The organism is Streptomyces sp. NPDC089424, assembly GCF_044749345.1.
Classification (GTDB): Bacteria; Actinomycetota; Actinomycetes; order Streptomycetales; family Streptomycetaceae; genus Streptomyces.
Window position 1 is genome coordinate 372,756 of sequence record NZ_JBIVHU010000008.1, and the last position, 12,742, is coordinate 385,497.

Annotated in this window: 12 protein-coding genes and 1 pseudogene; 3 read left to right on the plus strand and 10 right to left on the minus strand. The window is 71.7% G+C overall.

Annotated elements, in window-relative coordinates; translation table 11 throughout:
• Positions 1 to 19: 19 nt before the first annotated feature.
• Positions 20 to 1,250 (plus strand): annotated as a pseudogene (gene mgt / locus ACIP2X_RS30660) (macrolide-inactivating glycosyltransferase).
• A 58-nt stretch (positions 1,251 to 1,308) separates the two neighbouring features.
• On the opposite strand, the gene ACIP2X_RS30665 reads toward mgt, so the two are convergent.
• Complete coding sequence (locus tag ACIP2X_RS30665) at positions 1,309 to 3,558, minus strand: MMPL family transporter (protein ID WP_401679078.1); 2,250 nt, start codon at positions 3,556 to 3,558, stop codon at positions 1,309 to 1,311.
• 383 nt (positions 3,559 to 3,941) lie between these two features.
• On the opposite strand from ACIP2X_RS30665, the gene ACIP2X_RS30670 reads away from it, so the two are divergent.
• Both ACIP2X_RS30670 and ACIP2X_RS30675 read left to right on the plus strand, forming a co-directional pair.
• Positions 3,942 to 4,496, plus strand: coding sequence for a DUF1697 domain-containing protein (locus ACIP2X_RS30670; protein ID WP_401679081.1), 555 nt, complete (start codon positions 3,942 to 3,944; stop codon positions 4,494 to 4,496).
• A 71-nt stretch (positions 4,497 to 4,567) separates the two neighbouring features.
• Entirely contained in the window at positions 4,568 to 5,185 is a 618-nt protein-coding gene (locus ACIP2X_RS30675) for a DsbA family protein (RefSeq protein WP_401679084.1), read from the plus strand.
• Positions 5,186 to 5,217: 32 nt separating this feature from the next.
• On the opposite strand, the gene ACIP2X_RS30680 is transcribed toward ACIP2X_RS30675, so the two are convergent.
• The 9 genes from ACIP2X_RS30680 to ACIP2X_RS30720 form a co-directional block, all read right to left on the minus strand.
• On the minus strand, positions 5,218 to 5,958 hold the full coding sequence (locus ACIP2X_RS30680; protein WP_401679086.1) for a sirohydrochlorin chelatase: 741 nt from the start codon (positions 5,956 to 5,958) through the stop codon (positions 5,218 to 5,220).
• 5 nt (positions 5,959 to 5,963) lie between these two features.
• Positions 5,964 to 6,857, minus strand: coding sequence for an ABC transporter permease (locus ACIP2X_RS30685; protein ID WP_401679089.1), 894 nt, complete (start codon positions 6,855 to 6,857; stop codon positions 5,964 to 5,966).
• Positions 6,844 to 7,632 carry an ABC transporter ATP-binding protein gene (locus tag ACIP2X_RS30690; protein ID WP_401679092.1) on the minus strand — a complete coding sequence of 263 codons (789 nt, stop codon included), beginning with the start codon at positions 7,630 to 7,632 and terminating at the stop codon, positions 6,844 to 6,846. Before ACIP2X_RS30690 ends, ACIP2X_RS30685 begins: the two co-directional genes overlap by 14 nt.
• A 31-nt stretch (positions 7,633 to 7,663) precedes the next feature.
• A complete protein-coding gene (locus ACIP2X_RS30695; protein WP_401679095.1) occupies positions 7,664 to 8,770 on the minus strand; it encodes an aliphatic sulfonate ABC transporter substrate-binding protein in 1,107 nt (368 codons plus the stop codon).
• A gap of 222 nt (positions 8,771 to 8,992) precedes the next feature.
• Positions 8,993 to 10,348: a sulfate adenylyltransferase subunit 1 gene (locus ACIP2X_RS30700; RefSeq protein WP_401679097.1), complete on the minus strand. Its 1,356-nt coding sequence runs from the start codon at positions 10,346 to 10,348 to the stop codon at positions 8,993 to 8,995.
• Positions 10,349 to 10,350: 2 nt separating this feature from the next.
• Positions 10,351 to 11,286 carry a sulfate adenylyltransferase subunit CysD gene (gene cysD / locus ACIP2X_RS30705; protein WP_401679099.1) on the minus strand — a complete coding sequence of 312 codons (936 nt, stop codon included), beginning with the start codon at positions 11,284 to 11,286 and terminating at the stop codon, positions 10,351 to 10,353.
• Positions 11,283 to 11,855 (minus strand): adenylyl-sulfate kinase, encoded by a 573-nt coding sequence (cysC, locus tag ACIP2X_RS30710; RefSeq protein WP_401679101.1) that lies wholly within the window; start codon positions 11,853 to 11,855, stop codon positions 11,283 to 11,285. Before cysC ends, cysD begins: the two co-directional genes overlap by 4 nt.
• Positions 11,852 to 12,562 carry a phosphoadenylyl-sulfate reductase gene (locus ACIP2X_RS30715; protein WP_401679104.1) on the minus strand — a complete coding sequence of 237 codons (711 nt, stop codon included), beginning with the start codon at positions 12,560 to 12,562 and terminating at the stop codon, positions 11,852 to 11,854. Before ACIP2X_RS30715 ends, cysC begins: the two co-directional genes overlap by 4 nt.
• Positions 12,559 to 12,738 (minus strand): hypothetical protein, encoded by a 180-nt coding sequence (locus tag ACIP2X_RS30720; RefSeq protein ID WP_401679107.1) that lies wholly within the window; start codon positions 12,736 to 12,738, stop codon positions 12,559 to 12,561. The genes ACIP2X_RS30715 and ACIP2X_RS30720 overlap by 4 nt, the downstream gene beginning before the upstream one ends.
• Between the last annotated feature and the right edge of the window lie 4 nt (positions 12,739 to 12,742).

The window sequence follows — 12,742 nt, forward strand, 5'->3', positions numbered from 1 at the left end:
GAGGGGATCAGGAAAGCAGTTGCACGAGACGTATCGTCTCGCTTAGGGTCGGGGCCATGACGCACATCGCCATGTTCTCCATCGCCGCCCACGGCCACGTGAACCCGAGCCTGGAGGTGATCCGTGAGCTCGTCGCGCGGGGCCACCGGGTGACGTACGCGATCCCCCCGGTGTTCGCGGAGAAGGTCGCGGGGACCGGCGCCGAGGTGAAGCTCTGGAAGTCGACGCTGCCGGGCCCCGACGACGACCCGGCCGCGTGGGGCGACACGCTGCTCGACAACGTCGAGCCCTTCCTGAACGACGCCATGCAGGCCCTGCCGCAGCTGATCGAGGCGTACGAGGGCGACGAGCCGGATCTCGTGCTGCACGACATCGCCTCGTACCCGGCGCGGGTGCTGGCCCACCGCTGGGGCGTCCCCGCCGTCTCCCTCTCGCCCAACCTGGTGGCCTGGGAGGGGTACGAGGAGGAGGTCGCCGAGCCGATGTGGGCGGAGCCGAGGAAGACCGAACGCGGCCGGGCCTACTACGCGCGCTTCCAGGCCTGGCTCGAGGAGAACGGCATCACCCAGCACCCCGACCCCTTCGCCGGGCGGCCGGACCGTTCCCTCGTGCTGATCCCGAAGGCGCTCCAGCCGAACGCCGACCGGGTCGACGAGAAGGTGTACAGCTTCGTCGGCGCCTGCCAGGGCGATCGCGGCGCGGAAGGGGACTGGCAGCGGCCCGCCGACGCGGAGAAGGTCGTGCTGGTCTCGCTCGGGTCGGCGTTCACCAAGCAGCCGGCGTTCTACCGGGAGTGCGTCACGGCGTTCGCCGGGCTGCCCGGCTGGCACGTGGTGCTCCAGATCGGCAAGCACGTCGACGCCGCCGAGCTGGGAGAGGTGCCGGGGAACGTCGAGGTGCGGTCCTGGGTCCCGCAGCTCGCGATCCTCAAGCAGGCCGACCTGTTCGTCACCCACGCGGGCGCGGGCGGCAGCCAGGAGGGCATGGCCACGGCCACGCCGATGATCGCCGTACCGCAGGCGGTCGACCAGTTCGGCAACGCCGACATGCTCCAGGGCCTCGGCGTGGCCCGACATGTCCCGGCGGAGAAGGCCACGGCGCACACGCTCCGGGAGGCGGCGCTCGCGCTCGTCGACGACCCCGAGGTCGCCCGCCGTCTGGCGGTCCTCCGGGCGGAGATGGCCGAGGAGGGCGGCACCAGGCGCGCCGCGGACCTGATTGAGGCCGAACTGGCCGCCGCGGGGGCATGAGTGAGGGCCCGTCGGTTCCACGGGAACCGACGGGCCCTGGCCGGACACGGCCCCGGGGTCAGACCCGTACCCGCTCGCCCTCCTTCTCGGCGAGCGTCGCCAGAGCCGGTGTGTCCACCGGCTCGTCGTGCGTGAGATCCGGAAGCCGGTTCAGCCACTTCGGCAGATACCAGTTGCGTTCCCCGAGGAGCGCCATCACGGCCGGCAGCAGCACACCGCGAATGATCGTCGCGTCGATCAGCACCGCCGCCGCGAGACCGACGCCCATCTGCTTCATGGACTGCATGGACAGGGTGCCGAAGATCGCGAAGACGGCGACCATGATGACGGCGGCGCTGGTGACGACCCCCGCCGTGGTGACCACCCCGTGCGCGATCGCGTCCTGCGTCGTACGGCCGCGCAGCCGTGCCTCGCGAATCCGCGAGACCACGAACACGTGGTAGTCCATCGACAGCCCGAACAGGATCACGAACAGGAACAGCGGCAGCCAGCTGACGATCGCGCCGACACCCTCCGCGCCCACCAGCGAGGCGCCCCAGCCGTGCTGGAAGACGGCGACCAGGATGCCGTAGGCCGCGCCCACGGACAGCAGGTTCAGCACGATCGAAGTGATCGCGATCGTCAGCGAGCGGAACGACAGCAGCATCAGCAGGAACGCGAACACCACGACGAACGCGAACACCGGGGCGACCGCGCCGACGAGCTGGTCGTTGAAGTCCTTCGACATGGCGACCCCGCCGGTGATCGGCGCCTCGACCCCCTCGACCGTGCCGAGCGTGGCCGGCCGCACCTCGTCGCGGAGCTTGTCCAGGCTGGCGCCCGCCTCGTCCAGGTCGGAACCGCCGACCAGCGGCACGTGGACGAAGGCGACGTTCTTCGCGTCGTCCAGCTTGATGTCGACGGGCCCCCGCGAGGCGCCCGAACTGATCGCCCGCTCCCGGAAGTCGGCGAGCGCCGACTGCACCTCGGGGGCGTTGATGTCCTCGGCCCTCACCACCACCTCGGCCGGTTCCGAGCCGCCCGGGAAGGCCTCGTTGAGCCGGTCGTAGGTCTGCACGATGGGCAGCGAGTCGCCGAACTCCTGGTCCAGCGTGAGGTTCTGGGTCTTCATGCCGACCGCGGGAGCCGCGACGGCCAGCAGCGCCCCGGTGGCCACGACGACGGAGACGACGGGCTTGGCCAGGACCCCCTTCAGCACGGCCGTCCAGAAGCGGCTCTCGCCGCTCGCGCCGCGGCGACGGCGGCGCAGGAACGGTATCCGCCCCTTCTCCACCCGCTCGCCCAGCAGCGACAGCAGCGCCGGCAGCACCGTCACCGAACCGACCATGGCCACCGCGACCACCATCAGCGAGGCCAGACCCATGGCCTCGAACTCGGCGAGGCCGGTGAAGAGCATGCCCGCCATCGCCACGCACACCGTGACACCGGAGACGATGATCGCGCGCCCACTGGTGGCCGCGGCGACCCGGAGCGCCGTCCGGGCGTCCCGGCCGGCCTCGCGCTCCTCCCGCTCTCGGCGCAGATAGAACAGGCAGTAGTCGACGCCGACGGCCAGACCGACCAGCAGCATCACGGAGTTGGCGGTCTCGCTCATCGGCATCACATGGCTGACGACGCCCATCAGACCCATCGTCGCCATGATCGCGGTGAGCGCCAGTGCGACCGGCAGCAGCGCCGCCACGAGCGCGCCGAACGCGATGAGCAGAATGCCGAGGGCGACCGGCACGGCCGAGTACTCGGCCTTGCGGAAGTCGTCGCCGAACGCGTCGTCGAACGTCTTCGTCATGCTGGCGCCGCCGATCTCCTCGATCCGCAGCGACCCGTGGTCGCGCTGGACCCGCTCGACGGCCTCCAGCACCGGCTCGACCCGCTCGCCCGCGGTGTCCGACGCCCCCCGCATGTCGAACCGCACCAGCGCGCTGCGCCCGTCCTCGGAGATGGTCCTCGTGTCGTACGGCGTGGTGACGTCCGTGACCTCCCCGGTCGCCTCGACGGCCTCGACGACGTCGGCGACGGCGGCCCGGAACGCCGGGTCGGTGGCCCGCGGTCCGCCGTCCTTGGACTGGACGAGGACCGTCTCACCGGCCGGCTCCTCGATCCCGGCGTCCTCGACGATCCGCGCGGCGGCGTGCGTCTCGCCCCCCAGTTGGTCGCTGTCGTCGACCTCGACCCGGCCCGCGGCCGAGCCGAGCCCCATCGCCAGGACGACGAACAGCACCCAGATACCGACGGCCGCCCATCGGTGCCGGGCACTCCAGCCGCCGGCCCGGGCGGCCAGTCCCCGCACGCGTATGTCTCCGTTCCCCATGACGGGCTGCCCCCTCGTGAGCGGTGACGGCCCCCTGCCGGCACCTTCCGTCTCGAAGGTAGGGGCCGGACAAGGCCGTCTCGTCGTGCTGCCCGGTGATGCGCGGGGGCCCCGGGTCCTCCGGACGGCCACCTCGCCCTCAGCACTGGGGAGGACACCGGGCCCCTACATCCATCGGCGGATCTCCGGGCCGACGATCAGGGATCCGCCCTTGGGGCCCTTTGTGCCGACTCGTGATTACGAAACCTTGTTGAACAAGTCACAGGTGCGTGTAGCGGTTGATCCGGACCCGTTCCATGGGCCAGAGTTTCGCGCAGCCCGAGTCCCGGGCCCGGCCGTCGTGCCCGCCCCCACGGGGCACGACGGCCGCTTAGGGTGGACGGGTGACGACATATGCGGCGTTGCTGCGCGGGATCAACGTGGGCGGCAGCAAGAAGGTCCCGATGGCCGACCTGCGCGCCCTGCTGGAGAGCCTCGGTCACGGGGGCGTGCGGACGTATCTCCAGAGCGGACAGGCGGTGTTCACCGCCGGCCACGGCGACGAGGAGTCCCTGGCCGCGGAGCTGACGCGGGCGATCGAGGGCCGGTTCGGCTTCGCGGTGGACGTCATCGTGCGCGACCACGCCTACCTCAAGGCGGTGGCCGACGGCTGCCCGTTCCCGGCCGCCGAGCTGGAGGGCAGGCAGCTCCACGCCACCTACTTCTCCGCGCCCGTCGACACCGGGCGTCTCGCGGAGATCGACCAGGCGGCCTTCCTGCCGGAGGAGTTCCGCTGCGGCGACCGCGTCCTGTACCTGTACGCGCCGAACGGACTGGGCCGCTCCAAGCTCGCCGAGTACCTGGCCAAGCCGCGGCTGAACACGGGCGTCACCGCGACGACCAGGAACTGGAACACCGTCGTCAAGCTGGTGGAGCTCACCGCGCCGGCGGCTGAGTGACGAAGTGGACCACGGGAACTCCCCCTGAGTGGACCGGAGTTCCGTGCCACTGCGCGGCTAGCATCGCCGGCATGAGTGACTCCGCCACCACCCGCGTCGACTGCTGGTTCGATCCCGCCTGTCCCTTCGCCTGGATCACCTCGCGCTGGCTGCTGGAGGTGGAACGGCACCGCCGGCTCGACCTGCGCTTCCATGTGATGAGCCTGTACCTGCACAACCTCGGGGGCGAACTCCCCGACTGGTACCGGGACCTGGTCGACAGGTCGATCGGCCCGGTGCGGGTGGCGGTGGCCGCCGCGGAGCGGCACGGCGAGAAGGTGCTGCGCGACCTGTACACCGCCCTCGGCGTGCGCATCCACGAGCGCGAGGCCGGGGACTTCGACGTGGTGATCGCCGAGGCGCTGGCCGAGGTGGGACTCGACGCCGGCCTCGCCGCCGCCGCGCACGATCCGGCGTACGACGAGGCGGTCCGCCGCAGCCACGAGGCGGGCGCGGAGGCCGACTCCGGGCGCTACGTCGGGACTCCCACCGTCCACGTCGACGAAACGGTGTGGTTCGGCCCCGTGCTGCGCGCCGTTCCGCGCGGCCCGCGCGCGGCCGAGCTCTTCGACGGCTTCCGCGTCCTGGCCGGCGACCCGGACTTCTTCGAGCTCAAGCGGACCCGCACGGGTGGGCTCCGCTTCGGCTGACGGAGCCTGCGGGACCCGGGACCCGGAAGGCCTCAGGCCCCGACGGCCGCGAGCAGCGGCGCCCGCGCCCCGTCGTACCGCCGCAGCAGCAGCCGGGCCACCTCCGGCGCCGGACCCAGCACACCGGCCAGGACGTCCGCCTCGGCGGCGCCCCGGGCGATGCGGTCCGGCAGGAAGCCGGGCGCGAGGACGTACGGCGCGACGGCGACGCGCTCGCAGCCGAGGGCGCGCAGCTCGCCGATCGCGACCTCGGTGCGGGGCAGGGATGCGGAGGCGAACGCAGGCCGCACGGCGCACCAACCGGTGTGCCGCCACTCCCGCGCGATTTCTGCGATCACTGCGATCGCCTCCGCGTCGGTGGACCCCGCCGAGGCCAGGACGACCCCGGTCGAGGGCTTGTCGGCGGGGGTCAGCCCCGCCTCGTACAGCCGCCGCTCCAGCGCGGCCAGCAGCAGCGGCGAGGGGCCGAGCACCTCCGCCTGGCGGATGCGCAGGCGCCGCGGCGCCTCCCGCAGCACCGCCGGGATGTCCGCCTTCGCGTGGAAGGCGCGCGTCAGCAGCAGCGGCAGCGCCACCACGTCGCGGACGCCCTCCGCCGCCAGGGACTCCAGCACGCCCTGCACGGACGGGATGTTGAAGTCCAGGAAGCCGGTTTCGACCCGCAGGCCCGGCCGCAGCGACCGCACCCGCCGCACCAGGGCGTGCACGGTCGCGGCGTGCCGCGGGTCGCGGCTGCCGTGGGCGATGACGACGAGGACCGGTTCGAGGCGCATGGGGATCAGCTCTTCACCAGGAGGCCGCGGCTGCGCAGCACCCGCCGTTCCAGCGGACTGAAGATCAGCAGGTCGATGGCGATACCGACGATCAGGATGAGCAGGATGGCGAGGAAGACCATGGACATGGAGCTGGTGTTGCGGCCGTTCTCCAGCAACTGGCCGAGTCCCACGCCCAGGTCGGGGGAGGAGGCGATGATCTCGGCGGCCATCAGGGACCGCCAGGCGAACGCCCAGCCCTGCTTGAGGCCGGCGAGGTAGCCGGGCAGCGCGGCCGGCATCACGATGTGCCAGGTGCCCTTCAGGCCGGTCGCGCCGAGGGTGCGCCCGGCCCGCAGGTAGAGCGGCGGCACCTGGTCGACGCCCGAGACGAGGCCGTTGGCGATGGAGGGGACCGCGCCGAGCAGGATCACGGCGTACATCATCGAGTTGTTCAGGCCGAGCCAGATGACGGCCGGCGGCACCCAGGCAACCGACGGCAGCGACTGCAGGCCGGACAGGATCGGGCCGATCGCGGCCCGCACGAACCGCACCCGCGCCACCAGCAGGCCCAGCGGGGTGCCGATGGCGAGCGCCAGCAGGAAGCCGAGCAGACCGCGCGAGACGCTGGTCCAGATGTAGTCGAGCAGGGTGCCCTGGAGCCAGGCGGTGCGCAGCTCGCCCCACACGTCGGAGGGCGAGGGCAGCTTGCTGGGGTCGTCGACGACGCCGAAGGAGACCAGCGCCTGCCACACCGCGAGCACCAGCACGACCGCGGTGAGCGGCGGCACGACTTTCTGCGTGAGCGTCGTACGCAGCGGCGTGCGGCCGGTGTGCACCGTGTCCAGGGCGTCCAGCCCCGCCTCGACGCCGGCCAGATCGTGGCCGTCCTTGACGGCGGGCGTATCAGTGCTGGCCATGTCGGCGGATCTCCCCACGCAGTTCCTCGGTGATCTCACGGGACAGTTCCGCCACCGCGGCGTCCTCGATGCGGCGCGGCTGCGGGATGTCCACCGTCCACTCGCGCGCGATCCGTCCCGGACGCGACGACAGCAGGACGACGCGCTGCGCGAGCCGCGCCGCCTCCCGCACGTTGTGCGTCACGAAGAGCACGGACAGCCGTGTCTCCTTCCAGATCCTCGTCAGCTCGTCGTGCAGCACGTCACGGGTGATCGCGTCGAGCGCCGCGAACGGCTCGTCCATCAGCAGCAGGCTGCTGTCCTGCGCGAGCGCGCGGGCCAGCGCGACCCGCTGGCGCATACCGCCGGACAGCTCGTGCACCCGCTTCCCGTACGCCCCCTGGAGCCTGACCAGTTCCAGCAGTTCCTCCGCGCGGCCGCGCCGGTCCGCCTTGGGCACACCGCGCAGCTTCAGGGCGAGCTCGATGTTCTTGCCCGCGGTCAGCCACGGGAACAGGGCGTGCTCCTGGAACATCAGCGCCGGGCGGCCGTCGGTGGCGATCGAACCGGCCGACGGCCTGTCGAGCCCCGCCACCAGGTTCAGCAGCGTGGACTTGCCGCAGCCCGAGGCCCCGAGGAGGGTGACGAACTCGCCCGGCGCGACATCGAGCGAGATGTCGTCGAGGACGAGCTGAGGCCCGGCGGGGCCGGCGAAGGACTTCGAGACGTGCTCGATGCGCGCGGCGTGCTCCACCGACGTTGCGGCGTCGGCGGCCTTGGCGAAGGTCGTGGCCATGGTCGTCACCTCCTGAAGACTGGTCGTGGACTCATGAAGCGGCGCCGAGACCGGCGTCGGAGACGGTCGCCTCGCCGTCGGCGGCGAGGATTTTGTTCAGCGGCCGGAGGTCGTAGATGCCCTTCAGATCGGGCCGCTCCAGCAGCCCGGCCTTCACCGCGTGCCGCGCCTGGACGTCGAGCGTCGCGGCGAGCGGGTCGTCGGTGACGCGGATCGACTTCCACGCCGGGTCCAGCACCTCGGGCGGCAGCGGCTTGCCGGTGTCCTCCTGGAGCTGCCGGTTGGCCGCCGCCTTCGCCGGGCCGGGGTGGGCGTCGATCCACTTGTTGGTGCCCACGGAGGCCCGCAGCACCGCCTCCACGGCCCTCGGGTACTCCTTGAGGAAGCTCTGCGACACGATGACGTTCGTGATGACGAACTTCTTGTCCGGCCACAGGTCGGCCTCGTCGAGCAGCACCTTCCCGCCCTCGGCGACCAGCTTCGAAGCCGTCGGCTCGGGCACCCAGGCGCCGTCGACGGACCCCGACCTGTAGGCGTCCGGGACCACCTTGTTGTCCGTGCGCACCACGGAGACGTCGCCCCGGCCGCTCTGCGCGTCGACCTTCCAGCCCTGCTCGGAGATCCAGTTGAGGAAGGCCACGTCCTGCGTGTTGCCGAGCTGCGGGGTGCCGATCCGCTTGCCCTTGACGTCCGCCAGGGACTTGATCTTGTCCGGGTCGACCACGAGCTTGACCCCGCCCGACGCCGAACCGCTGATGATCCGCAGGTTCTCGCCGCCCGACTTGATGTAGCCGTTGATCGCCGGCGACGGGCCGATCCAGCCGATGTCGATCGAACCCGAGTTGAGCGCCTCGATCTCGGAGGGCCCGGCGTTGAAGGTGGCGTACTCGGCCTTGGTGGCGCCGAGTTCCTTCTGGAAGAAACCCTGCTGCCTGCCGACCAGCGCGGTGGCGTGGGTGAGGTTGCCGAAGTAGCCGATCCGGACGGAGTCCAGACCGTCGACCTTCTTCGCCCCGGCGGCGACCTGGACGGCGTCGTCGTTCTTGGCCTGGGAGCCGTAGCCGCAGGCCGCGAGCGCGAGCAGCGGCAGCACGGCCGTCGCCACGAGCGAGCGGCGCAGAGCGGTGGTGGCAGGCACGGGAGGTGTTCCTCTCGGTGGCCCGGCGTCACGACACCTCAGGTCGTGGCCGGGGGGTCGGCGGATGTTCGGCGCCCGGCAGGGCGTGTGCGCGTCACGCACATCGCGCCACTCCGCCCCGCCCTCTGCCGCACTCCGTCCGCAAAGACCGCCGGCCGAGGGCGCCGCCGACGCGGCCGCCCTGCCGAGCGACGGACGAGGAGAAGCCGGCGGGGCGCATGGTCAGAAGTCCCATCCGTCGTCGTCGGCCTCGTTGCGGACGGGCTCAGGGGCGGCGAACGACTCGCCGACCATGCCCGCGGTCAGCGTGGTGCCGTCGCCCGGGTCGATCAGGATGAACGAGCCCGTGCGCCGCGAGTCGGCGTAGGCGTCGACCGGCAGCGGCTCGGCGGTGCGGATCTTGACCCGGCCGATGTCGTTGGCGGCGAGCTGCCCCGGGTGCGGGTGCAGGGACAGGTCGTCCAGGGTCAGCCGGGACGGGATGTCCTTGACCAGTGCCTTGACCGTGCGCGTGCCGTGCTTGAGGAGCACCCGGTGGCCGACGGTCAGCGGCTGGTCGGCCACATGGCAGACGGTCGCCTCGATGTCCTGGGTGGTGGGCGGCGCGTCCTTGCTGGGCACGATGAGGTCGCCGCGCGAGACGTCGATGTCGTCCTCCAGCAGGAGGGTGACCGACTGCGTGGTCCAGGCGACGTCGACCGGCCGGCCCAGCAGGTCGATGCCGGAGATCTTCGTGGAACGGCCGGACGGCAGCACCGTGATCTGCTCGCCGACGCGGAAGGTGCCCGCCGCGATCTGCCCCGCGTAGCCCCGGTAGTCCGGGTGCTCCGCGGTCTGCGGCCGGATCACGAACTGCACGGGCAGGCGGGCGTGGCAGTGCGCCAGGTCGTGGCTCACCGGGACGGTCTCCAGGTGCTCCAGGACGGTCGGGCCGCCGTACCAGTCCATGTTCGCGGAGGGTTCCACGACGTTGTCGCCGTTCAGCGCGGAGATCGGGATCGCGGTGACCTCCGGGACGCCGAGCTCGGTGGCGTACGCCGTGAACTCCTCGGCGATGCGGCCGAAGACCTTCTCGTCGTAGCCGGCGAGGTCCATCTTGTTGACGGCGAGCACGGCATGCGGGACCCGCAGCAGCGCGGCGATGGCGGCGTGCCGGCGGGTCTGCTCGACGACGCCGTTGCGGGCGTCGACCAGGATGACCGTCAGCTCGGCGGTGGAGGCGCCGGTGACCATGTTCCGGGTGTACTGCACGTGCCCCGGGGTGTCGGCGAGGATGAACCGGCGGCGCGGGGTGGCGAAGTAGCGGTACGCCACGTCGATGGTGATGCCCTGCTCGCGCTCGGCGCGCAGGCCGTCCGTGAGCAGCGCGAGGTCCGGGCCCTCCTGGCCGCGGCTCGCCGAGACGCGCTCCACGGCCTCCAGCTGGTCGGTGAGGACCGACTTGGAGTCGTGCAGCAGCCGGCCGACCAGGGTGGACTTGCCGTCGTCGACGGAGCCCGCGGTGGCGAACCGCAGCAGGGTGGTCGCCGACAGCTGCTCGACCGACAGCGTCTCGGTGGGTTCGGTGGTGCTCGTCATGGCTAGAAGTACCCCTCGCGCTTGCGGTCTTCCATCGCGGCCTCGGAGAGCTTGTCGTCGGCCCGGGTGGCGCCCCGCTCGGTCAGCCGGGACGCGGCGATCTCGGTGATCACCTGCTCCAGGGTCCCGGCGTCGGAGTCGACGGCGCCGGTGCAGGACATGTCGCCGACCGTGCGGTAGCGGACCTGCCGCTTCTCGACGGTCTCGCCCTCCTTCGGGCCGCCCCACTCGCCGGCGGTCAGCCACATGCCGCCGCGCCGGAAGACCTCGCGCTCGTGCGCGAAGTAGATCTCGGGCAGCTCGATGCCCTCGCGGGCGATGTACTGCCAGACGTCCAGCTCGGTCCAGTTGGACAGCGGGAAGACGCGGACGTGCTCGCCGGCGGCGTGGCGGCCGTTGTACAGGTTCCACAGCTCGGGCCGCTGCCGGCGCGGGTCCCACTGGGAGAACTCGTCCCGCAGCGAGAACACCCGCTCCTTGGCCCGCGCCTTCTCCTCGTCGCGGCGGCCGCCGCCGAACACCGCGTCGAAGCGCTCCGCCTGGATCCGCTCCGTCAGCGGCAGCGTCTGGAGCGGGTTGCGGGTGCCGTCGAGACGCTCCTTGAGCACACCGCGGTCGATGTAGTCCTGCACGGAGGCGACGTGCAGCCGCAGGCCGTGCCGGTCCACCGTGCGGTCGCGGTAGTCGAGGACCTCGGGGAAGTTGTGCCCGGTGTCGACGTGCAGCAGGGAGAAGGGGATCGAGGCCGGAGCGAACGCCTTCAGCGCCAGATGCAGCATGACGATGGAGTCCTTGCCGCCGGAGAACAGGATCACCGGCCGCTCGAACTCGCCCGCCACCTCACGGAAGATGTGCACCGCCTCGGACTCCAGCGCGTCCAGGTGCGAGAGGGCGTACGGGGTCTCCGTCTCCTCGGTCACCGGTGCGAGGGTCGTCATGCCAGTCCCCTTTCGGTGAGCAGGGCGTACACCGAGGCGGCGGACTCCTGCACGGTCTGGTGCTGCGACTCGATGCGCAGGTCGGGCGAGGCGGGCTCCTCGTACGGGTCGTCCACGCCGGTCAGCCCGGTCAGCTCGCCCGCCGCCTGCTTGGCGTACAGCCCCTTCACATCACGCACGGAGCACACCTCCACCGGGGTCGCCACGTGCACCTCGACGTAGGCGGTGCCGTTCGTCGCGTGCCGCTTGCGTACCGCGTCGCGGCTGTCGGTGTACGGCGCGATCACGGGGACGAGCGCCGTCACGCCGTTACGGGCCAGCAGTTCGGCGACGTAGCCGATGCGCTGCACGTTGGTGTGCCGGTCCTCCCGGCCGAAGCCGAGGCCCGCGGAGATGAACTCGCGGATCTCGTCGCCGTCCAGCACCTCGACGAGGTGGCCCTCCTCGCGCAGCCGCCCGGCCAGCTCGTACGCGATCGTGGTCTTGCCGGCGCTCGGCAGGCCCGTGAGCCAGACGGTGGCTCCGCTCCTCACGTGCTTCTCCCCAGGGGTCGGTGTGGTGGTCGTCATCCGTGCAGCCCGCACTCGGTCTTGGACCGCCCGGCCCAGCGGCCGGCGCGCGCGTCCTCGCCGGCGAGCACCCGGCGGGTGCACGGGGCGCAGCCGATCGAGGCGTAGCCGTCCGTCAGCAGCGGGTTGGTCAGGACGCCGTGCTCGGTGACGTAGGCGTCCACGTCGTCCTGGGTCCAGCGGGCGATCGGCGAGATCTTGATCTTCTGGCGCTTCTCGTCCCAGGCGACGACGGGGGTGTCCGCCCGGGTCGGGGACTCGTCGCGGCGCAGTCCGGTCGCCCAGGCCGTGTAGGTGGCCAGTCCCTGCTCCAGCGGCTTGACCTTGCGCAGGAAGCAGCACAGGTCGGGGTCGCGGTCGTGCAGCCTCGGGCCGTACTCGGCGTCCTGCTCGGCGACCGTCTGCGCCGGGGTGAGGGTGATGACGTGGACGTCCATCACGGCCTCGACGGCGTCGCGGGTGCCGATGGTCTCCTCGAAGTGGTAGCCGGTGTCGAGGAAGACGACGTCGACGCCGGGCATCGCACGGGACGCGAGGTGGGCGACCACCGCGTCCTCCATGGAGGACGTCACGCAGAACCGCTCGCCGAAGGTCTTCGCCGCCCACCGGAGGATCTCCAGCGCGGACGCGTCCTCCAGATCGCGGCCCGCCTGCTCGGCGAGCGCCTTCAGCTCCTGGGTCCCGCGGGTCTCCTGAGCAGTCGTCATATCTCGTCCCCTCCCTTCGTGTCCTGCGCGAGCCCACGGGACAGCAGCCCGAGGAACTTCAGCTGGAAGGCGCGGTTGCACGCCGCGCACTCCCAGGCGCCGTGGCCCTGCTCGCTCGGTCGCAGGTCCTCGTCGCCGCAGTAGGGGCAGTAGAAAGGTGCGGCACGCTCACTCATCGGG